This is a genomic window from Methanocorpusculum sp. GPch4, assembly GCF_012062385.1.
GTDB classification, from domain to species: Archaea; Halobacteriota; Methanomicrobia; order Methanomicrobiales; family Methanocorpusculaceae; genus Methanocorpusculum; species Methanocorpusculum parvum.
Genome location: NZ_SIJA01000059.1, coordinates 1 through 20,297 on the forward strand (window position 1 = coordinate 1; position 20,297 = coordinate 20,297).

The 20,297-nt window shown below is 52.2% G+C and carries 20 protein-coding genes; 11 read left to right on the forward strand and 9 right to left on the reverse strand.

The features are described 5' to 3' along the window. Positions 1-166 precede the first annotated feature (166 nt). The 3 genes from EYA77_RS04560 to EYA77_RS04570 all read left to right on the forward strand — a co-directional run bounded on the left by EYA77_RS04560 (position 167) and on the right by EYA77_RS04570 (position 2,672). On the forward strand, positions 167-1,096 hold the full coding sequence (locus EYA77_RS04560; RefSeq protein WP_167816020.1) for a DUF1848 domain-containing protein: 930 nt from the start codon (positions 167-169) through the stop codon (positions 1,094-1,096). Between the two features lie 701 nt (positions 1,097-1,797). Continuing rightward, positions 1,798-2,121, forward strand: coding sequence for a PadR family transcriptional regulator (locus tag EYA77_RS04565; protein ID WP_167816021.1), 324 nt, complete (start codon positions 1,798-1,800; stop codon positions 2,119-2,121). Further along, a complete protein-coding gene (locus EYA77_RS04570) occupies positions 2,118-2,672 on the forward strand; it encodes a DUF2812 domain-containing protein (RefSeq protein WP_167816022.1) in 555 nt (184 codons plus the stop codon). The genes EYA77_RS04565 and EYA77_RS04570 overlap by 4 nt, the downstream gene beginning before the upstream one ends. Positions 2,673-2,875: 203 nt before the next feature. On the opposite strand, the gene EYA77_RS04575 is transcribed toward EYA77_RS04570, so the two are convergent. The 3 genes from EYA77_RS04575 to EYA77_RS04585 all read right to left on the reverse strand — a co-directional run bounded on the left by EYA77_RS04575 (position 2,876) and on the right by EYA77_RS04585 (position 8,020). Next, on the reverse strand, positions 2,876-3,397 hold the full coding sequence (locus EYA77_RS04575; RefSeq protein ID WP_245241188.1) for a GNAT family N-acetyltransferase: 522 nt from the start codon (positions 3,395-3,397) through the stop codon (positions 2,876-2,878). Further along, positions 3,394-4,251, reverse strand: coding sequence for a patatin family protein (locus EYA77_RS04580; RefSeq protein ID WP_167816023.1), 858 nt, complete (start codon positions 4,249-4,251; stop codon positions 3,394-3,396). The genes EYA77_RS04575 and EYA77_RS04580 overlap by 4 nt, the downstream gene beginning before the upstream one ends. 73 nt (positions 4,252-4,324) lie before the next feature. Further along, positions 4,325-8,020, reverse strand: a complete 3,696-nt coding sequence (locus tag EYA77_RS04585) for a phosphoribosylformylglycinamidine synthase (RefSeq protein ID WP_167816024.1) — start codon at positions 8,018-8,020, stop codon at positions 4,325-4,327. Between the two features lie 130 nt (positions 8,021-8,150). Between EYA77_RS04585 and EYA77_RS04590 the strand changes: the two genes are divergently transcribed. After that, the gene (locus EYA77_RS04590) at positions 8,151-8,354 is read left to right on the forward strand and encodes a hypothetical protein (protein ID WP_167816025.1); all 204 of its coding nucleotides are present in this window, start codon (positions 8,151-8,153) and stop codon (positions 8,352-8,354) included. 4 nt (positions 8,355-8,358) lie between these two features. On the opposite strand, the gene EYA77_RS04595 is transcribed toward EYA77_RS04590, so the two are convergent. Beyond that, positions 8,359-8,613 carry a TfoX/Sxy family protein gene (locus EYA77_RS04595; protein ID WP_167816026.1) on the reverse strand — a complete coding sequence of 85 codons (255 nt, stop codon included), beginning with the start codon at positions 8,611-8,613 and terminating at the stop codon, positions 8,359-8,361. Positions 8,614-9,309: 696 nt separating this feature from the next. On the opposite strand from EYA77_RS04595, the gene EYA77_RS04600 reads away from it, so the two are divergent. Together EYA77_RS04600 and EYA77_RS04605 are read left to right on the forward strand one after the other, a co-directional pair. Then, a complete protein-coding gene (locus EYA77_RS04600; RefSeq protein ID WP_167816027.1) occupies positions 9,310-9,588 on the forward strand; it encodes an autorepressor SdpR family transcription factor in 279 nt (92 codons plus the stop codon). After that, a complete protein-coding gene (locus EYA77_RS04605) occupies positions 9,575-10,201 on the forward strand; it encodes an SdpI family protein (RefSeq protein WP_167816028.1) in 627 nt (208 codons plus the stop codon). The genes EYA77_RS04600 and EYA77_RS04605 overlap by 14 nt, the downstream gene beginning before the upstream one ends. A gap of 950 nt (positions 10,202-11,151) precedes the next feature. Here EYA77_RS04605 and EYA77_RS04615 read toward each other — a convergent pair. From EYA77_RS04615 to EYA77_RS04635, 5 genes are all read right to left on the reverse strand, one after another. Further along, the gene (locus EYA77_RS04615) at positions 11,152-12,864 is read right to left on the reverse strand and encodes a lectin like domain-containing protein (RefSeq protein WP_167816029.1); all 1,713 of its coding nucleotides are present in this window, start codon (positions 12,862-12,864) and stop codon (positions 11,152-11,154) included. Positions 12,865-12,995: 131 nt separating this feature from the next. Further along, the gene (locus EYA77_RS09810; protein WP_209315010.1) at positions 12,996-13,424 is read right to left on the reverse strand and encodes a hypothetical protein; all 429 of its coding nucleotides are present in this window, start codon (positions 13,422-13,424) and stop codon (positions 12,996-12,998) included. Positions 13,425-14,110: 686 nt separating this feature from the next. After that, positions 14,111-15,829, reverse strand: a complete 1,719-nt coding sequence (locus EYA77_RS04625; protein WP_167816031.1) for a hypothetical protein — start codon at positions 15,827-15,829, stop codon at positions 14,111-14,113. 160 nt (positions 15,830-15,989) lie between these two features. Further along, positions 15,990-16,364 carry a VOC family protein gene (locus EYA77_RS04630; protein ID WP_167816032.1) on the reverse strand — a complete coding sequence of 125 codons (375 nt, stop codon included), beginning with the start codon at positions 16,362-16,364 and terminating at the stop codon, positions 15,990-15,992. 85 nt (positions 16,365-16,449) lie between these two features. Beyond that, positions 16,450-16,611: a preprotein translocase subunit Sec61beta gene (locus tag EYA77_RS04635; RefSeq protein ID WP_042696483.1), complete on the reverse strand. Its 162-nt coding sequence runs from the start codon at positions 16,609-16,611 to the stop codon at positions 16,450-16,452. A gap of 55 nt (positions 16,612-16,666) precedes the next feature. On the opposite strand from EYA77_RS04635, the gene EYA77_RS04640 reads away from it, so the two are divergent. The 5 genes from EYA77_RS04640 to EYA77_RS04660 all read left to right on the forward strand — a co-directional run bounded on the left by EYA77_RS04640 (position 16,667) and on the right by EYA77_RS04660 (position 19,944). Then, positions 16,667-17,710: an amidohydrolase family protein gene (locus EYA77_RS04640; protein WP_167816033.1), complete on the forward strand. Its 1,044-nt coding sequence runs from the start codon at positions 16,667-16,669 to the stop codon at positions 17,708-17,710. A gap of 42 nt (positions 17,711-17,752) precedes the next feature. After that, positions 17,753-18,181, forward strand: a complete 429-nt coding sequence (locus EYA77_RS04645) for a universal stress protein (RefSeq protein ID WP_095642204.1) — start codon at positions 17,753-17,755, stop codon at positions 18,179-18,181. A 187-nt stretch (positions 18,182-18,368) separates the two neighbouring features. Continuing rightward, positions 18,369-19,214: a CBS domain-containing protein gene (locus EYA77_RS04650; RefSeq protein WP_167816035.1), complete on the forward strand. Its 846-nt coding sequence runs from the start codon at positions 18,369-18,371 to the stop codon at positions 19,212-19,214. Between the two features lie 68 nt (positions 19,215-19,282). After that, positions 19,283-19,552 (forward strand): co-chaperone YbbN, encoded by a 270-nt coding sequence (locus EYA77_RS04655; protein WP_042696476.1) that lies wholly within the window; start codon positions 19,283-19,285, stop codon positions 19,550-19,552. Between the two features lie 56 nt (positions 19,553-19,608). Next, entirely contained in the window at positions 19,609-19,944 is a 336-nt protein-coding gene (locus EYA77_RS04660) for a hypothetical protein (RefSeq protein ID WP_042696474.1), read from the forward strand. Positions 19,945-20,297: the final 353 nt, after the last annotated feature.

Sequence of the window (20,297 nt, forward strand, 5' to 3'; positions counted from 1 at the left end):
ATAATATAAGGTATTTTTCAATTTCAAGGAAGATATGGGGTTTGTTTTGTTGTCAAACGAATCGACAAGTAGCTGACAAGTTGACAAATACGCTTGCGTGATGCCGTCACTTTTCCCGCATCCCTTTTATCCTCCCGAAAAGAACATCTATCATAGTCAACCCGCCATGATCCTCAACACCGGAAGCAGAACCGACATCCCCGCTTTTTTCAGCGAATGGTTCTTCAACCGGATCCGCGAAGGATATGTCCTTGTTCGAAACCCGTATTATCCCCGTAAAGTTACGAAGTATCTGCTCGATCCTGACATCGTGGACTGTATAAACTTCTGCACCAAAAATCCTGATCCAATGCTTCCGAGAATCCATGAACTGGACGGATTCGGTCAGTTCTGGTATGTCACCATAACGCCGTACGGAAAAGAGATCAAACCAAACGTCCCTCCGGCAAAACGAGTGATCGATTCATTTCAGCAGCTCTCTTCGATCACCGGGCTCAACCGGATCGGCTGGCGGTATGACCCGATTTTTCTGACAGAAACATATTCTCTCGAGCATCATATCGCTTCGTTTGAAAAAATGGCCGCAGAACTTGCCGGATACACCGACGTCTGCGTCATCAGCTTTCTCGACCTCTATGAAAAAACCAGATGGAACTTCCCTGCCGGCAAAGACGTGGAACAAACGGACCGCCTCGCTCTTGGAAAAGCCTTCTGTGAGATCGGCCGCGAGTATGGAATAACGATAAAATCCTGCGCAGAAGGCGTCGAACTCGCACCCTTCGGTGTTGATTGTTCGGGATGCCTTACCCGCGAAGTCCTGGAGCGTGCCGTCGGTCAAAAACTTCGTCACGATCCCGGCAGCACATCCACACGAAGTTCCTGCTCCTGTCTGCTGAACTGCGACATCGGAGCCTACAACACCTGCGGTCACGGATGTGTCTACTGTTATGCGAATTATGATCAAAAAACCGTCCAAAACAATCGTTCGCTCCATGACCCCTCATCACCATTTCTCATCGGCACATCAACAGACGGCGATATCGTGATGAATGCCCGTCAGATCCGTCTGCGTGACGGCCAGACGCCTCTCTTCTAAGCATATTTCATTGGAGTTACGCTGTGTTGGTGTGGATTCAATTCAGGAAGGGTAAGGCTGGGTGTGGAAACATGAGATTATTTAACCGCGAATAAGCCCAAATGAGCTTTGCTCATTTGAGGCGGCACGCAAGCCTTCGGCTTGCACGCCTCCGCGAATTTTCGCGTTCGCAAATCAGAGATTTGCTCTCCGCTTCGGGCTTCCAGCCCTCGCTTGAATCGCATTTTTCTTGCGTTCGGGGACTCTGCTCCGGCTGATGCGTGCAAATCGAAGATTTGCGTGCCGCCTCAAATGGGCTTTGCCCATTTGGACTTCGCCTACGCAAGAATCGCACGCCGTCTGGAAAAGTCCACGAGCTGAAAGCTCGTGAGACGTCTCAAGAGCCTTTGGCTCTTGGATAAATGCTGGGAAAAACCCGCCCGCGGATTTTTCTTATGTTCAGAATCCCTCTTTTTTTATTCAGGGTGCGGGGCCGCGACTCCGGCGCGGAGCGGCCCGCGGTGGAATATCCTCTTTTTTGGGCATAGATACATTTTCCGGCAGTTCATCCGGAATGAAGATTGCATCTAGGAATTATGTGATGATTGCGAGGATAACACCGCGTAACTCCTATTTCAGCAACCCTTATATCGGATGACGATACAACAATATGTCGTCAAGCGATACATCGTTAAACGTTACATCGCCGCACGGAATAAAACATGACACCTCCTTTGGAAAAATCCCCTCTCACGGAAGCAGCCTACTACATCCTGCTCTCTCTCTACGAACCGATGCACGGCTACGGGATAATGCAGAATGTCAAAGTACTGAGCAGTGACCGGGTCAATCTGGGTCCCGGGACCTTATACGGCGCGATCAGCACACTGCTCGAAAAAGGCTGGATCATCTCTGCCGGTGAATCGGATTCGAGAAAAAAAGAGTATCAGATCACCGAATCCGGAAAGAAAGTCGTGGGTTATGAAATACAGAGACTCGAAGAACTTCTTAAAAACGGCAAAAAAATTACCGGAGCAGAACAATGAAGCACACAACATGGAGATGGATCTCCGATTATGAAAAAGAGGAGAAATGGCTGAACGAGATGGCGGCAAAGGGCATGTCCTTGTACAGTTTCTTCTTTGGGAAGTACACCTTCGAAGAGACCGAGCCTGGAAAGTACATCTACCAGATCGAACTTCTGGAAAGTTTTCCGACGTCGCCGCAAAGCGTTGCCTATCTCAGATTTTTAGAAGATACGGGGGTTGTCTGTGTAGCGTCTGTGTTCAGATGGGTGTATTTACGAAAAGAGGCGGCGAGCGGTCCGTTCGAACTTTACACCGACATCGACTCAAAGATAAAACGCCTCTCAACGATGAAAAATCTCTGGTTTACTTTTGTCTGGCTCGAGTTCATTATTGCCGCGGCAAATCTGGCTATGGTCATCTATGGATGGATCGTTTTGGGTCAGATGGCGTGGATAAACCTTGGCTGTGTTGTGCTTCTCGTTGTAATGGGTCTTCTCCTGCTTCATTTAGGGTTAAAACCTGCACGAAAGATCAAATCCCTCAAACGCGAACAGCTGATCCGCGAGTAAAACTTTTCCTTTTTTTCGGAACCCCGATAAAATCCCCAACTTCTTCGGCCCGGATATATCACGACCAAACAACAGATAATGTAGTATGAAAGGAGGCAACACAATGTCCGGCATTCGTTAAAATAACTCTCGCACTCAGCCTGTTTCGACGAAATACAACCTCATCGAATATGTCACTTTTTTGCATGGCCCCTATTTTGAAACTACCCCTCTTTCGCCACCGAAAAGCAGTCCTTATCCAGCACCTTTCCGTCATACCGCTTTTCTGCGAGAGCAAGTGTTCCCTCATACCGGAACCCGAGTTTTTCAAGGACACGCTTTGAGCGGAGATTAAAGGGATAACATGTAGCCGAAATAAGATCCAGCTGCATCTCCTCAAACCCGTATCCGATGACTGCGCCGGCTGCTTCCGTCATGTATCCCTGTCCCCAGAACGCTTCGCCGAGCGCATACCCAAGCATCCTCACCGAATCGTTCTCGCGCAGAGGATCATCGATCAGACCGACACTGCCGATCATCACGCCGGTCTCTTTCAGGACCATCCCGAAAACACTCTCCTGTTCGAGAAAAATTTCCTGCATGATCAGCCTTGTCTCCTCCAGGGTTTCGTGCGGCTTCCACCCGGCATCCCGACCGGTGTTCGGCCCCCGCGAATAGGCAAAAATATCTTCTGCATCCGAATCAACGATCTGCCGAAGGATCAGCCTCTTTGTCTCGATCATCATTCCCTCAAGAACTCTTTCAGCTCATCCCGTCTTGCATCATAATCCTCAATGCCGAGATCATACTGCTCATGGATATCCTCTGAGTCTTTGGTCGTCGTCTTCACCTTTCCCGCATGCGACGGGGCAAAAACAAATGCCTTTCCTTTCGCCTCCAGATCGTTGATCTGCGCTATAACCTGATGATACCTGAGATGCCGGTCATCGATCTTTTTCACCACTTCCGGGAACCGGCGCAGGATCATATGATAAAACGGCTTGTATCTCTGGGGCTGACGGTGGAAACTTCGCGGATTTTCCAGAATCACCACCAGCTTGTCGCATTGGTCATCAAGCGCCTTCTGTATCGGGATCGAATCCGCAACCCCGCCGTCAAAATACAGTTTCCCGTTCAGTTCCACCGGCTTACACACAACCGGGATCGCACAGCTCGCCATGATGGCGCGGAAATCATCCTTCTTCATATCGGTTCTGGATAAATACTCGGCTTCGCCGGTTCTGGCGTTCGTCGCCGTCAGATAATATTCTGCAGGATTTGCCTGCAAAGCGTCAAAATCCACCGGATCGATCCCAGTCGAGTTCGAGATCGTGCCGTAAATATACTGCAGATTAAAATACGACCCGTTCTTCAGATAATTCCTCATCCCGAGATACTCAGGATGTTTCTGATATATCGTATAAAAATGCAGATTCCGCTCACGCTGGTTTGCAAGATACGACGCCAGATTCCCCGAACCCGCTGAAACCCCGATACACTCATCAAAACAGATCCCGTCATCCAAAAACCGGTCAAGGATGCCTGCGCTGTATGCACACTTCATCCCCCCTCCTTCGACGATCAGCCCGTTCTTACTCATGATACTTGATATTTATCAGACTCACCCTTAATACCGCGGTATTTGTTCCGGGCGGACGGCCGAAAAAAAAGGATCAGGGCCGGAAGTACTCGACCAGCGACTCGAAGAGTTTCATATCGAACTGCTCATCATAGTTCTTGTACAGCCCCTCGCCGATACGTTCCGCGTGTCCCATTTTTCCAAGAACCCGGCCGTCGGGCGAGGTGATCCCTTCGATCGCCATCATCGAATCATTCGGATTGTAGCGGATATCCGAGGTCGGATGATTGGTCAGATCGACATACTGCGTTGCTACCTGACCGTTTTCGATAAGGTGCTTCAGCACGTCGTCGTTTGCGAGGAATCTTCCCTCCCCGTGGGAAATAGGCACGGCGAAGACATCGCCCGGCTTCACCTTCGCAAACCAGGGGGATTTCACAGACGAAACCCGGACCCGGACGATCTTCGACTGATGTCTGCCGATTGTATTGAACGTCAGCGTCGGCGAATCCGCATCCACGTCGACGATCTCTCCGTAGGGAACGAGTCCCAGCTTGATCAGCGCCTGGAACCCGTTGCAGATCCCAAGGATCAGTCCGTCCCGGTTCTTTAACAGATCATGGACGGCGTCCTTGATCTTCGCATTGCGGAAGAACGCCGTGATGAACTTGCCCGATCCGTCGGGTTCGTCCCCGCCGGAGAACCCGCCCGGAATGAAGATCGCCTGGGACCGGGAGATCGCGTCCGCCGCCCTATCGACCGACTCGGCCGTGTCCTTTGCCGTCTGATTGTTGATCACGAGGATTTCAGGAATGGCGCCGGATCTTGCGACGGCCTTCGCGCTGTCATACTCGCAGTTCGTTCCCGGAAACACCGGAATGAAAACCCGCGGATGGGCAGTCCGCTCCCGCGGTTTGATGAGACTTCGTGTCTCGTACTTGATCTTTTTGATCCTGCCCGACCCCTGCGGAATATTGCACGGATAAACCGACTCCAGTTTCGCTTCGTATGTGTTCAGAAGCGTTTCCAGCGGGAGTTTTACGCCGGCATACCGGATGAAAGCGTCCGGCGTCGTTACGCCTAAGGGGACTCCGACCTTTGAGTCATCGGCGAGTTCGAGAACAAACGCTCCGTAGTTGTATCCGAAGATCTCCGCCGGATCCACACTGCTGTCATACGCGAATCCGATCATGTTCCCGAATGCCATTTTTAATACGGCCTCCGCGATGCCCCCGAGGGAAGGAGTATAGCAGGAGAGGACTTTCCCCTCTCTCATAAGCATGGTGACAAGATGGTAATTTGCGGTCAGCGACTCCGCCTTCGGGAGACCGTTTTCATCATACTCGGCTTTCAGAAGAACGACCTTGTGACCCGGACTTTTGAACTCGTTTGTGACGATGTTTCCGATCTTCTCCGTCGTTACGGCGAACGAGATCAGTGTCGGAGGGACATCAAGTTTCTCAAAGGAACCGCTCATCGAATCCTTCCCGCCTATCGCGCCGACGCCGAGCCCCATCTGGGCGGCAAATGCGCCAAGAAGCGCGCTCATCGGCTTGCCCCAGCGTTTCGGATCTTTGCCCGGCTTCTCGAAGTACTCCTGGAACGAAAGATACACATCTTCGAACTCGGCTCCGGTCGCGATCAGTTTTGAGACGCTTTCGACGACCGCGAGGTATGCTCCGTGATACGGACTCTTCTCCGAGATCATCGGGTTGAATCCCCACGCCATCAGCGAGCAGTCGTCGGTATCGCTTTTTTCCACCGAGATCTTGTTCACCATCGCCTGGATCGGGGTCAGCTGATACCGTCCGCCAAACGGCATAAGGACCGTTCCTGCGCCGACCGTCGAATCGAACCGCTCGGAAAGTCCCTTCCTCGAACAGCTGTTTAAGTCGCCGGCGAGTTTTTCATAATTCTCGGCAAACCCGTCGCCGACCTCTTTTGCAAACGGTTTCGGCTCCGCAAGTTCGATCTCGATGTGTTTTTCCGTCCCGTTCGTATCCAGAAATGCACGGGAGATATCGACGATCTTTTTCCCGTTCCAGTTCATGATCAGCCGGGGATTCTTTGTGACCCGGGCAACGACCGTTGCTTCCAGATTCTCCGCGTGTGCAAGGGACCGGAACGTTTCCGCATCGTTTTTGTCCACGACCACCGCCATTCTCTCCTGCGACTCGCTGATCGCGAGTTCCGTCCCGTCAAGGCCTTCGTACTTTTTCGGGACCGCGTTCAGATCGATCTCCAGACCATCGGCAAGCTCGCCGATCGCGACCGAAACCCCGCCTGCCCCGAAATCATTGCAGCGTTTGATAAGACGGGAAGCTTCCTTGTTTCTAAACAGCCGCTGGATCTTCCGCTCCTCGGGAGCATTCCCCTTCTGGACTTCGGCTCCGCAGCTCGTAAGGGAAGCGACCGTATGGGACTTCGAGGATCCGGCCGCCCCGCCGCATCCGTCTCTGCCGGTCCGTCCGCCTAACAGGATCACGACGTCACCATCGGCTGGGATCTCGCGCCGGACATTTTCCATAGGGACTGCCCCTATAACGGCGCCGACTTCCATCCGTTTTGCCACGTAACCCGGATGATACAGCTCATCGACGATGCCGGTCGCAAGCCCGATCTGGTTTCCGTACGAACTGTAGCCCGCCGCCGCCGTCGTCGCGATCTTTCTCTGCGGAAGTTTGCCGGCAAGCGTCTCACTCACCGGCGTTAAGGGATCTCCGCCGCCCGTCAGCCGCATCGCTGCATACACATAGGCCCGGCCGGAAAGCGGATCGCGGATCGCTCCTCCAAGACAGGTCGCCGCCCCGCCGAACGGTTCGATCTCGGTCGGGTGATTGTGGGTCTCGTTTTTGAACAGTAAAAGCCAGTCCTCGTCCTGCCCGTCGACAGAGACGGTTATTTTTACCGTACAGGCGTTGATCTCGGGCGACTCGTCGAGTTTATCGAGTTTTCCTTCCTGTTTGAGATGGCGGACCGCGATCGTCGCGATGTCCATCAGATTGACCGGTTTGTCCCTGCCGACGGCTTTTCTGACCGCGAGGTAGCCGTCGTATGCTTTCTGGAGAAGCGGGCTTTCTGTGGTCACTCTGTCGATCGTCGTTAAAAATGTCGTATGGCGGCAGTGATCCGACCAGTAGGTGTCGATCATCCGGATCTCGGTGATCGTCGGGTCACGGTTTTCCGCAATAAAATACTGCTGACAGAATCTGATGTCGTCTTCATCCATCGCGAGCCCCAGTTCGCGGATAAGGGCGGAGAGGCCTTTTTCATCCAGTCTGGTGAATCCGGTAAGGGTTTCAACGGTTGTCGGGATATGGTAGGAGACGGAAAGGGTCTCCGGTTTTTCGAGCGACGCTTCTCTGCTCTCGACCGGGTTGATCACGTAATTTTTGACCGCACGCAGCTGTTCTTTGGAGATCTTTCCTTTGAGAACATACACGCGTGCGGTGTTGACCGCCGGTCTCTCCCCTTGGGAGATCAGCTGGATACACTGGGCTGCGCTGTCTGCCCTCTGGTCGAACTGGCCGGGCAGAAACTCGACGGCAAAGACGTGTTCGTCTTTTTCCACCGGTATTTCGTCAAAGGTCAGATCCAGCTGGGGTTCGGAGAAGACCGTTGTCTTTGCGTATTCGAAGAGTTCCTGTTCTATATTTTCGACATCGTACCGATTGATTATTCTGACCGATGTCAGTTCTTTGATGCCCAGCAGACTCTGCAGTTCATTCTGGAGCGAGCGTGCTTCGTTTGCCAGAGCGGGTTTCTTTTCAACAAATATCCTGTAGACCATATCAGTATCCCTTTCCTGTACCCGGACGTTTCTATGCCTATATGTAGGCTATGCATGCAAATTAACTGTTCCCGTGATGGGGTTTTGCGGCCCATAGTTTTATGATTGTTCGACATGCATCATATCCTGTATGACTACATTTTTCGAGTATCTGACCAAAGACGGGGGCGTCCTTTCGACCGCTCTGGTTCTGCTCGGTGTTGCCGTTATTATAGGGTCGGCAGTTGTATTGTCAGGCTACAACTTTATCCTGATGATCGTCGGGATCTTTGTAGGGGTGATCATCATTATTATCGGAGGAAAGTATTCGAAGTTTAAAAAAGAGGAGAACTAGGGATTTAGGAGAAGGAAGAGAAAAACTCCTTCAGGTCTTTTTTTGTTTCGGGGGAGAGTGCTGATTTTTTTACGCCCAAAACCGCTCCTTCAAGTCCGTAGAGCCGGTGAAGGCAGGCAGTGTCGTCGACCGATCTGATCATCAGCCAGGCTTTTTTGCTGCCTGTTTCACGCAGCTGTGCGGCAGTCGTGATCCCGACTTTGTTGAGTTTTTCTTCGGTGTCTTTGCCGATGTTGGGTAACGATGCAAGTTCGCCCATGGGTTTTGCCTACGGTATCTATTGGCAGGAGGGGATGTTAATCTTACGCGGTGTTGGTGTTGATCCATTTCGTGAAGGGGGTGAGAGGGTGTGGAAACATGAGAAAAAACCAACCGCGAATCGGCGCGAATCCGCCCTTCGGGCGAGGCGAATCGGATTTGCTATTCCTCACTTGAACACGGCGGGTCTAATCGCAAATCAAAGATTTGCTCAGCTAAGGGCGAGCCTTTCGGCTCACCCCGCACGCCCCGCCGGTTCATCCCTTCATCGGGACCGTTCGGGCAAATCCTGTCGGCGCCCCAGCGCCTCCCCATGGTAATTTTCTTTCTCCGTTTCATTTTGGGCCTGGAGTAAAAGAACATTTTACAAGTTTTAGAACTGCTCAATGCATATTTCCCTCACAGGAGCCGCTGGGGCGGCGACAGGATTTGCCCGAACGGTCCCGATGAAGGGACGAGCAAGACAGTGAAGCTGGATTGCGAGAGTGAGGAAAAGCAAATCCGATTATGAGAGCAAGCCAAAGGCTTGCGAGATTCGCGCCGATTCGCGGTTGGTTTTTCTCTTATGTCTACACGAATGCATTACACGAAATCAAAATACATCTTATCCGTACTCCGTCTTCCTCCAATCTATTTCGAAATCCATCAATTTAGAAATACATCTAAATAGTTTCGCAGACAACAGAGTATGAGTAATATGGGATTTCCCGAGACATTCAAAGCCTTATCCGATCCGGTCAGACGTGAGATCCTCACGCTCTTGAAAGACGGCAGGATGTCTGCCGGAGATATCGCCGGACACTTCGACATGACCGGAGCGACGATTTCGTATCATCTGTCCCAGCTGAAAAAAGCGGATCTTGTGACGGAGACGAAGTACAAGAACTTCGTGTATTACGAGCTGAATCTTTCGGTGTTCGAGGAGCTTATGTGTTGGATCTCCCAGTTTAACGAGGTACAAAATGAAAATCGATAAAACCCTGTTCATCACCTCGGCGCTTTGTCTTGCGCCGATCCTGCTTGGCGTTCTGCTGTATGACCGTCTGCCGGATATGATTCCGATCCATTTCGACTTCGCCGGCGACCCGGACAACTGGGGGGCAAAACCGTTCGTCGTGTTCGGCATGCCGGCCCTCCTCTGTCTGCTCAATATCGTCTGTAATGTTTCGACCCGCAAATACGGCGGGGAAAACCAGAGTATGCTGCTGAAGTTCTCCCGCTGGCTGATCGCCGTCATCGCGCTGATCGTTGTGCCGATCACGCTCTTTAAGGCGATCGGCGCTGATATCCCGATCGAGGTGATCGTTCCCGTTCTGGTCGGTGTCATCTTTATCATCATCGGGAATTATCTTCCGAAGACGAAACAGAATCCGGTCGCCGGCGTGAGACTCCCCTGGACGATGGAAAGCGCCGAGAACTGGCGGCGGACCAGCCGGTTCTCCGGGTATCTCTTCATCATCGGCGGGTTTGTGATGATCCTGAATGCGTTTTTCGCGTTGTTCTGGATCCCGGTGTTTTTCGGGATCCTCATCGCGATGATCGCGGGACCGGTCATCTACTCGTATTATCTGCATAAAAAAGGGATCTGATTTTTTTTGGAGAAATCAGGTATAATCTTTTTTTTTTGATCGGGTAACAGAATCGGTTTTTGTTGGGTTTATCTCGGTTTGGTGTACGTAATTTTGCGGATGGCGGCACCCATCACACGAAATCCACGAAAAAAACGCAAATCAAAGATTTGCTCTGCTGAGGTCGGCCGCGTTCCGCGTCCAACCCGCCAACGAAAACACGAAAAAATAAAGAATCAGCTGGGTGGAGATACAGATAGTACCCTCCCCCGTCCCCCACACGAAAAATCACAAATTCGCAAACCTTCGGTTTGCTCGGCTGAGGTCGTCGACTTCGTCGCCAACCCGCCAACGAAATTCACGAAAAGGGGGACAGGGACGGTGTGATCTCAACCGAAAAAAACAACTGAAGTCCATTGAGATATACTTCGATTTCGTGTACGGGATTCATGTAGACACAAGAGAAAAACCAACCGCGAATCTCCGCGAATCCTCGCGAATCGCATTTTTCTTGCGCCGTCGTGCTCTGCTCCGGCTGATGCGTGCAAATCGAAGATTTGCGTGCCGCCTCAAATGGGCTTTGCCCATTTGGGCTTCGCCTACGCAGGAATCGCACCCTCTCTTGAAAAATGCTATAGGAAAAACCCGCGTGCCGGTTTTTCTCTCCGTAAACTTCTCAATTGATGCGATCGAAAAAGAATGAATCAACAGAAAAACCCGCACGCGGGTTTTTCCGTCAGCATTTTTCAAGAGAGGGTGCGATTCCTGCGTAGGCGAAGCCCAAATGGGCAAAGCCCATTTGAGGCGGCACGCAAATCTTCGATTTGCACGCATCAGCCGGAGCAGAGCACCCGAACGTAAGGAAAATGCGATTGGCGAGGATTCGCGGAGATTCGCGGTTGGTTTTTTCATACATCCACCCCCATCCCGACTCCTTTCTTCATTTAAGAATGCCAGTATACCCTATCACCCTAAACCGCGCTCTTCGCTGGCATGATCGTCCCTTTCGCTCCAAAAACCAGCATCCCCGTAAACCCTTCCGGCACAAACCAGCTCTCCGCCAGGACCTCATTTCTCATCGCCGACAAAGCATACTCCTCCTCGATCAGCTTCACCGGGAAAAACCTGACCTCCCAGAAATTCGCCGGTGAACCTTCCCTAACCTCAGCCGGCTCACAGAGCGTCTTCCCATCCGGGCAGACAAGCGTCACCAGAATCTCCCCCCCGGGCGCGAAGTTCGTCGTTCCGGAAACGAACACGCTCCGTTCCTTCATCGACGCAGAAACCGGCTCCATTTTGATCCAAAACACCATGTCGTTTGTAAACGCCTTGATCCGCAGATTCGTCTCCCCGTCCGCGCTCAGATCTTCCCACGCCCCCGTTTCTGTTCTCAGAAAACTCTGGCCCGCACGGGCAAACGTCGTTGTGGACACCTCCTCTGAAACCGCGGACGTATCGATCGAAATATTCAGCGGCTCCTCCCCCTCGAGATCATACACAACCGAAAAGGTCTGCCCCTTCTCGATTGGGACAGGATCATCCAGCCGGATCGTATAGTATCCCGGGAATGCGATTCTGCCCGTCTGCTCTGCAAACAGCGTTCCGTCATCCGGTTCATCCGGCAGCGGATCGGTGTAGACACGCAGCGCGTAATTCACGGACTGGTTCGTATCAAGCGTTACGGCCCGGATCTCTTCATTCCCGCCTGCCGTGAACACATTCCCGATCCTCGCCGAACTTTGGTTCAGCGATCTGTTTTCAACCAGCGTCCCGCCGTCATACTGATACGTATGCTCAAACCAGGGTTCTGTCCCGAGGAAGAACGTAAACGGGTAGGTCACCTCCTCATACGGCATCCAGATGTAGGTAGAGTTCGAAAGATCGCTTCCCCACGAGTTCTGGATCAGCCATGCCCCGTCATGTTCCGGCGGAACCGCGAACAGCTCTTTTGCAAAATCATCGTCCCAGCCGATCAGAAGGACGGCATGCCCTCCGCCATACTCAAGGTTTTCTCTGTCGGTATCTCCAAAGGAAAACACCCAGTCCCCGTTCTCCAGCTCCTGCAGATACGGCTCGACCGGGTTAAAGAAGAATCCGAACGCGGCGGCTCCTTTTTCGAGGAGCATGGTCTTTACGTCGTCCTTTTCAGAAGGGGGGATCATGACGGCGGAGTCCAGCACGATCTCGTTTTGGGAAATTGCCGTGTCATCGGACGGGGCGGTATTGTTCCCGTAGGAGTCGAAGGGGGCAGCGGATTCGTTTACGGCGCCGAATCCGGCGGCAAGGGTATACATCGCCTGGGTGAGCTCTCCGCCGAGAACAAGGCCGTAGATGTTGTCCTGCGGGTCGGTTTCCTGAACATGGGTGTAGTCTCCGGCGATGCCTTCGAGCCCGGGATGGGGGGATGCCGGGTCGATGAAGGCGTCCCGGTTATAGGTGAAGTAGGCGGTGTGGAAAGCGGAGAGGTCGATCCCGGCGTATTTTTCCGGATCCTGTTTGATCATGCCGGATTCAAGTGAGCTTATCGAGGCGAAGGTCCAGCAGAGACCGAAGTATCCCTGGTCGGTGATGAGGGGGGTGAGGTTTTTGTCCCGCATATCGTAGGAGGACGGCAGCTCGGCCGCGGCGGGGAAAATGAGGAGAGCGGTGAGGAGGAGGGCCAGGGGGAGGATTTTCCGGGACATGATGATGGTGTTCTGAGATTCTATGGAGAGGGGAGGGTAATAAGGATTTTGGAAGCGGAATGAGTCTTCAGGCTCATTCTCAGTGGAGGTGGGGACCTAAAGTTCGCCCTAAAAAAGATATTTGTTGAAAATTAAGCATATTTGGCGTATTTAGCACCATTGCCCGAGATTGATACAATGCTGCCAACAACAGAATATACGTCTGGTCCATTACTAATGGTAACAATACTGCCCGTTCTAGCATATTTTGTTCCATCAGAATAAACTACAGTTATGATACTACCTGTCTTTGAATAGGTTCGTATATTCTGTGTTCCCATTCCTAATGGATCATCGATTGTCACCGGATAACTTCCCAACATACCGGATGAAGAGGGTGCAGTTTGAACTACATAAGTGGATGTAGTTTGTACTGGATAAGAGGGTGTATTTTGCCCAGAATAAGTGTATGTGGGTGATGTTGCTTTATGTTCATCTGAGGTTTGACCAATGATACATCCCGACGATATTGTAATACAGATTACTATAATTGAAATTATAAAAATTAATTTACCACGCATAATTTTTCTATTGGTTTCAAACGTAATATAACTTAGTCAAAATAGGAGTTATTTGGTGTTGGTGTGAAATCTTCATTCCAGTTGAACTACTTGGAAATCTATATGGGCCTCAGCAAAATAGGATCCTCCACCGCGGGCCGCTCCGCGCCGAAGTCGCGGCCCCGCACCCCGAATCAAAAATGAGAGAATAAGAACATAAGAAAAACCCGCGGGCGGGTTTTTCCCCAGCATTTTTCCAGAGAGGGTGCGATTCTGCGCAGGCGATCAGCCGGAGCAGAGCACCCGAACGCAAGGAAAATGCGATTCGCGTTAATTCGCGGGGATTCGCGGTTGGTTTTTCTTTTGTGCCCACGCCCAACCATATTTTTCCCAATTTCCCCGATGAAGGATAAATGTAGGATAAATGTAGGTTATCATGCAGGATAAAGTCCATCCAATCGCCTTAGATTCATAAACAAACCGAAATTCAGGAAGTATGCAGGGATGTAGGTAAAAAATGAAATCCAGCCTCTCCGGCAGAACATCTCTCACCTCAAATCCCCTATACGCTGAACACTTAATCATCCTACATACCTACATAAAATTACAAATACTCCTCTAAATCCAAAACAAAGAACGATCCAGCCGTAAAAGTATGTAGGGTTGAGGATCTTCATCCTGCATTCCTCCTACATTACCTACATATCCTAGAGAGTATCCGTAAGGCTTGTCTGTTTTTCTACAGGAACGAGTTTATATCGAACACCAAGAGGCGTCCGGCTCTTCGTCAAAAACCGGTCATATCCCGCAAACTTCTGATCCGCCAGCTGCGAGATCCATCTTCCCGTCATAACATCCGTCAGCGTACCGGCCACCGCTGCCTTCACCAGATGCTCAGGCGCATAATCCAGGATCATCTGCCCTGAAACCTGATGCTCCTTCCTCTGCTCCCCCTCACGGATCAGAACCGCCTTCAGTCCCGCCGGCGAAAACATCTCCGTCCCGAACATGGCATCCAGCCGGGCAAGCAGCTCGCAGCCCTCCGTCTCCGCCTCATTATCTCCCGTCTGGACCTCACCCAGATTCGAAAGCACCCGGGAAAATCCCGCCGCATACAGCGAGCCTGCTATCGTAGAAAACCATTCCGGATACTCCGAAAGATTCCCCGGAAGCGGCGGGGGAGATGGTCTCCCCTTCGAAATCCAGTTCTTCAGAAACACCGCAAACGCCCACACCAGCTTTGCATGCATCTCCCCGGCATATCTGATCAGCTCATCCTTCTGCCGGGAAAACCTCAGCTCCTGCCATGGCTTCTGGGCAAGGATATTCGTCACCACCACTCTCCCGCAGACATCCGCCGCGATCTTCAGATGGTTCCCGTTCACGCAGAACTGCGTCGTCACGGCCCGTTCCAGCTGAGTCAGACTGCCGAGATCCCGAAACGCCGCCGTTCCGTTTCCCGACGTCGCCGAGAGAAGAAACTCCGACACAAAATCCGCACCCGGCGCCACATTGTCGATAACGGCATACAGCGGACTCTCCTTCACGATCGTCTTATGCAGCTTCTCCATCTCCTCGGCCCGTGCCGGCGCCGGATACACCTTCGGTTCAGCGCCAAACGCCGCGATCCCGTTGATCCTCTGCAGAAAACTCCCCCCGGTCCGCGGACTGTTCTTCTGCACGGCAAGGATCGGAAACGGGCCGGCAAGACTTGGTCTAAGCATCGCGGAAAACACCGAAACCAGATTATTTTCATAATCCGCCCGGTCTTTGAACAGGAACTCGTGATACACACTGTCGAGATATTCGCGTGCGAGGGCAAGATCGGATTCAGACGGGATCTCCGGGACCGGCGGGACAGCCGTTTCCTTCAGGAAAAACCAGCCGGTGTTTTTGTCAAAACCTTTCGCGGAAACGACTTCGCCGTCAGGCTTCAGCATAACGCCGGGATGCAGACCGCTGATCTCCGGCAGATGATCCAGCTCCTTTGCCGAGGCTTTCAGCACGCTTTCGAGCAGGTCGAAGGGAAGCGGGATCTCGGTCCTGGCTTCATCCCCCGGTTTGTGCCAGGAGGAAAGCGCCGTCAGCAGGATACGGAGCCTGCCCCGGTCAAGAGGCGTGACGGCGCCGTCTGCGATCTCGCAGAGCCTGCCGGCATAGATCCCGACAAACGAACGGTTCGCGGAATTGTAATACCGCAGAGCCTTCCCGGCGCTTTTTACTGCCGCCGCGGTATTTGCCGGCAGTTCCCGGGGGATAGGGACCGGCGAGACGGGGCATAGTTCACCTTCGGGTTCATTTTGGTCATAGGTGAGGGTGATGGTCGGATGGCTGTTCGAAGGCGGAGAGAAGATCGAGAGGTCGATATCTTCCGCCGAAGGGGATAGGGTCCCCTCTCTGGATGGAATCGTCGTATCAAAATACATAGATCGGCTCGTATCCATGCCGGCGGGCGGGTCGGTTCTCAAAATTATGAGTGGTATATTTCAGACCGGCAGAATGTAATGAGATATATGCTTTATAAGTGTAAAAAACCCGGGGGAAATGTCTTGATTTCTCTGTATTTAGATAAATTAATATACAATATCATCCTCTGCCAAGCGGCAGGATCTCGATCGTATATCCGTCAGGATCCTCGAGGTAATAGATACCACTTGCCTTGTTGACCGACTTCACGCAGCCCATCTTCTGGTGTTTTTCAAGGGATCCCTGAAAATCGTCGGTCGAGAACGCGAGATGCCTTCCATTGTCTCCCGGCTCATATGGGTTTGTCCGCCCGGTGATCTGCGTGAGTTCCAGTTTGTGGTTCGATTGGCCGTCCCCCAGAAAAACTATTCTAACGTCCCCTGACTCGGGCACGATACGTTTTATTTCAAACAGTCCCAGCGCTTCTGCATAGAACTTCATCGATCGGTCGAGATCGAGCACGTTGATATTGTTGTGGATCATCTGAAACTGCATACAGATACCTCTCTTCTGAAATATTTAAGCGATCCGGGGATCAGAAAAAAAGCTGAGAAAGATTCTCAGATATAGTATTATAGAATCAGATGAGAAGGTTCAGCACGTAGATAAAAACGCCTACGATACCGGCGACCACTAAAACGACCGTTGGTCTGATGTGAAACGCTTTCTTGTCATCCGCATCGTAATAGGTAACCAGACCTGCCGATGAACTTAGTCCTTTGCCCGAGCTCTTTGCTGCCATATCCTATTATATTGCTCCTCTACCCATATAAAAGAACAGGAGAACACAAAGATCCATGCAGCAGGAAACACTCGAGGGGCTGGCCTTTGTCGGAGAAGCGTTTACGCCGGAAAATGTCAGGATCGTGATCGAAAACGGCCGTATCGCCGAGATCACCGAGAGGAAAACCGGCTCCGCGAACTGGATCGTTCCGGCGTTTTTCAACGCGCATACGCATATCGCCGATACGGTCGGGATGGATACCCCGGCCGACCGGCCGCTTGCGGAACTCGTCGCTCCCCCAAACGGGCTGAAACACCGGCTTTTACGCGAAACGCCGCCGGACCGTCTGGTCTCTGCGATGCGGGACACAATTGGGTTCATGAAGGCATCCGGGACGCTTGGTTTTGCGGACTTCCGGGAAGGCGGCCCTGAAGGGGTGGATCTTCTCCGGCAGGCGGCCGATCCGGCGGTCGGGATGGTTGTTTTCGGACGGGACGGCGGGGAGATGACCGCTGACGGACTCGGTCTTTCGAGTGCGAAAGGAACGGCCGGCGAGGGGGGAGCTGTCCGCCGTGCAAAGGCGGCCGGGAAACGTTTCGCCGTGCATGCTGGCGAAGCAGGGGTCAAAGACATCGAAGCGGCGTTTTCCCTCGACCCGGATCTGATCATCCATGCGACCCACTTTACGAAGGAACACATCCGGGAGGCGGCCGACCGGGATATCCCGATCGTCATCTGTCCGCGATCAAACTGGCGGCTCGGCGTAACGGCCGATGCCCAAAGGCCGCCTGTTCATGAGATGCTCAAGGCAGGATGCCGGGTGTTTCTCGGCACGGACAACGTGATGTTCGTTTCCCCGGATATGTTTGCCGAGGCGGCATTCCTGCAGACCGTATACAAAACCGCCTCTTCAGACCTCCTCCGGATGATGACGGGCGGCTTTTCCCTTCAGGGCAGGCGGGGGACCATCGAAGAGGGCGGCCCGGCCGATCTCGTTGTTCTTGACGGCGGATATGCCGGCCGCTGGACGAAGGATCCGGCCGCCTCGCTTATCACGCGGATCGGATCTGCCGGTATCCTTAGAATCATTTCCGGCGGATATACCAACGCTTTATAAGCTTGGAGAGGTAATTTACTCATAAGTAGGAGGTTTCAAACTATGTTTACCAAGATACTTGTTGCGATCGACGGATCCGACATCAGCAAGAGTGCTTTTTACAAAGCGATCGAACTGGCAAAGCTGTCCAAAGCTGAACTGCATGCCATTTATGTTATCGAGTCGGGTATGATCTCGCCGGGTCCGGTGGATACATCCTGGGAACTGATCTATCAGCGGTTTGAGAAGGAAGGCCGCGATATTATGGCGGAACTGGTCGAGGATGCAGCCAAGAAAGGCCTGAAGGCGACGCCTCATCTGGAGGCCGGACATGCCGGCGACACGATCCTTGAAAAAGCAGCCGAGCTGGAATGCGATCTGATCGTTGTTGGTTCCCGCGGAAAGAGCAAGCTTGACCGCCTTTTGATCGGCAGCGTCTCTTCGCATATCGTGAACTATGCGAAAACCAACACGCTGATCATTAAAAAATAAATCCCCTCTCTTTTTTCCGCGCGATTTGCCGGTTCGCCGGCATTTTCGGTGCCGCCGGGGCGTCGGAATGTATGTGTTATTTATCTGCAGGAGTTCAAAAAATTACACACGGATTTTCTCAAACAGAAAATCACTGGGCCGAGTCAAAGCGGCAGGCCTGATCCTTAAGGTGAATATCATGATGGAAATGTTAGCAAAAGATTACATGACAAAGGATGTTGTCACGGTCGAGATCCCCTCGGGCCGCGATGATGTTTTGCGTATTCTCAAGCGGACCGGGATCAGCGGTGTTCCGGTAGTGAAAGGTCCGGAGAAGAAACTTCTCGGAATCGTTACCAGAAAGGATATTCTTCGTAAGCCTGAAGAGACGCAGGTCGCTCTTTTGATGTCAGCAGAACCGCTGACGATCCGCCCGGATGTTACACTTTCGCAGGCTGCCGATATCATGACGAAGATGAATGTCCGCCGTCTGCCGGTGGTCGAAGGCGAGAATCTTATCGGGATCCTGAGTGTTTCCGATTTGGTCGGCGCGGTGGCAAAACTCCGGGACGTTCGCGAGATCAGGGACGGGTTTGTGAGCAAAAGGACGTATGCTCTCTGGGAGGAGACTCCTCTGCCGGTCGTCGGCAGGATCATGGAACTGGCGCACACGGATGCGATGCCGATTCTGAATTCGGAGAATAAGCTGACCGGTATCATTTCGGAGCGCGATCTTATCAGATGTTCGAGTATCGAGGATGATGTGCAGACGAGCGACTTTTCGACCGGGACGGATGATGATGAGTGGACCTGGGAGAGTATCCGGGACAATCACACGATATCGTATGGCGTCTCGAAGGTCGAGCTTCCAAACAGGCCGGTGAAGGTGTGTATGGTTCGCAAGGTCATCGCGGTCCCCAATAATGCGGAAGTGAGTGACTGCGCTCTCAGGATGAAACGGGGTCGTGTGGATCAGCTGCCGATCATCGATAATGATCAGCGTCTTTCGGGGATGCTGTTTGACCGGGATCTGATCCGGGCACTTATCGAGTAACGTTTTTCCTCTTTTCTTTTTTTTCCTGAATGGGAAGGTATATTAGTGTTCTTCTCCCAGTTGTAATTATGACAAAACCGGTATTATACGACTTCTTCGCCACCTGGTGCGGACCCTGCAGAATCCAGAGCCCGATCGTTCACGATCTTGCCAAGAAACTTGGTGATAAGGTGGATGTCCAGATGGTCGATGTGGATGAGCACGGGGACCTTGCAAATAAGTATTCGATCAGTGTTGTTCCAACGCTCATTATTGAGAAGGACGGGAAGGTCATCCAGCGGCTGGAGGGCGTGACCGATGCAGCAACGCTTGAGAGTCTGCTTTTGGCTCTTATCTGAGTGAGCGGCTTAACGGTTCACTATTCTTTTTTTACAGTCAGCGCTAATACATTAGCATGACTCCGATTTCTGTAGAAGTGATTGGCTATACGTACCGGCCGTGCGGCCCGTTTCCCTGTGATAAGGACCGGTCCTGCGGGCTTGTTGACTGTTTTGAGAAGGAGACGCTGGGGTTTGCGTTTCCGGCACTGGAAAAAGCGCTGAAAGAGAAGTACGGGGACCGGGTGTCGGTGACCCTTACGCCGCTGGATGAAGGGATCCCTGAACGGGTGGTTGAACTTGTCCGGATCGATCATCCGCCGCTGCCGATCATTTTGGTGAACGGGAAGGTCGTGCCGGTGGGCGCAGTTTCGGTACCGAGGATCTCAGAGTATATCGATTTGGCACTCTGAGCCCCATACTCGTTCTTTTTTTTATAGGAGTGACGCGGTGTTGTGATCTTGACCAAGAAATACTGACATATTTATAAGTTGTACTTCGATTTCGTGTATGGGATTCATGTGGAGACTTGAGAAATCCACCGCGAATAATCGCGAATAATCGCGAATCGCATTTTTCCTGTTCCGCCCTCTTGACCTTCGGTCGCGTCCCTACGCTACGCCTGATCGGCTCCGCGTGGCCGGGACGGCGGAACGAAAAATGCTGGAAAACCCGCGTCGCGGGTTTTCTTTAAAGATTCTCAAATCTTTGTAATAATTATGCAGATTGGTTTTTAATCAGGAGAAAACCCGCGACGCGGGTTTTC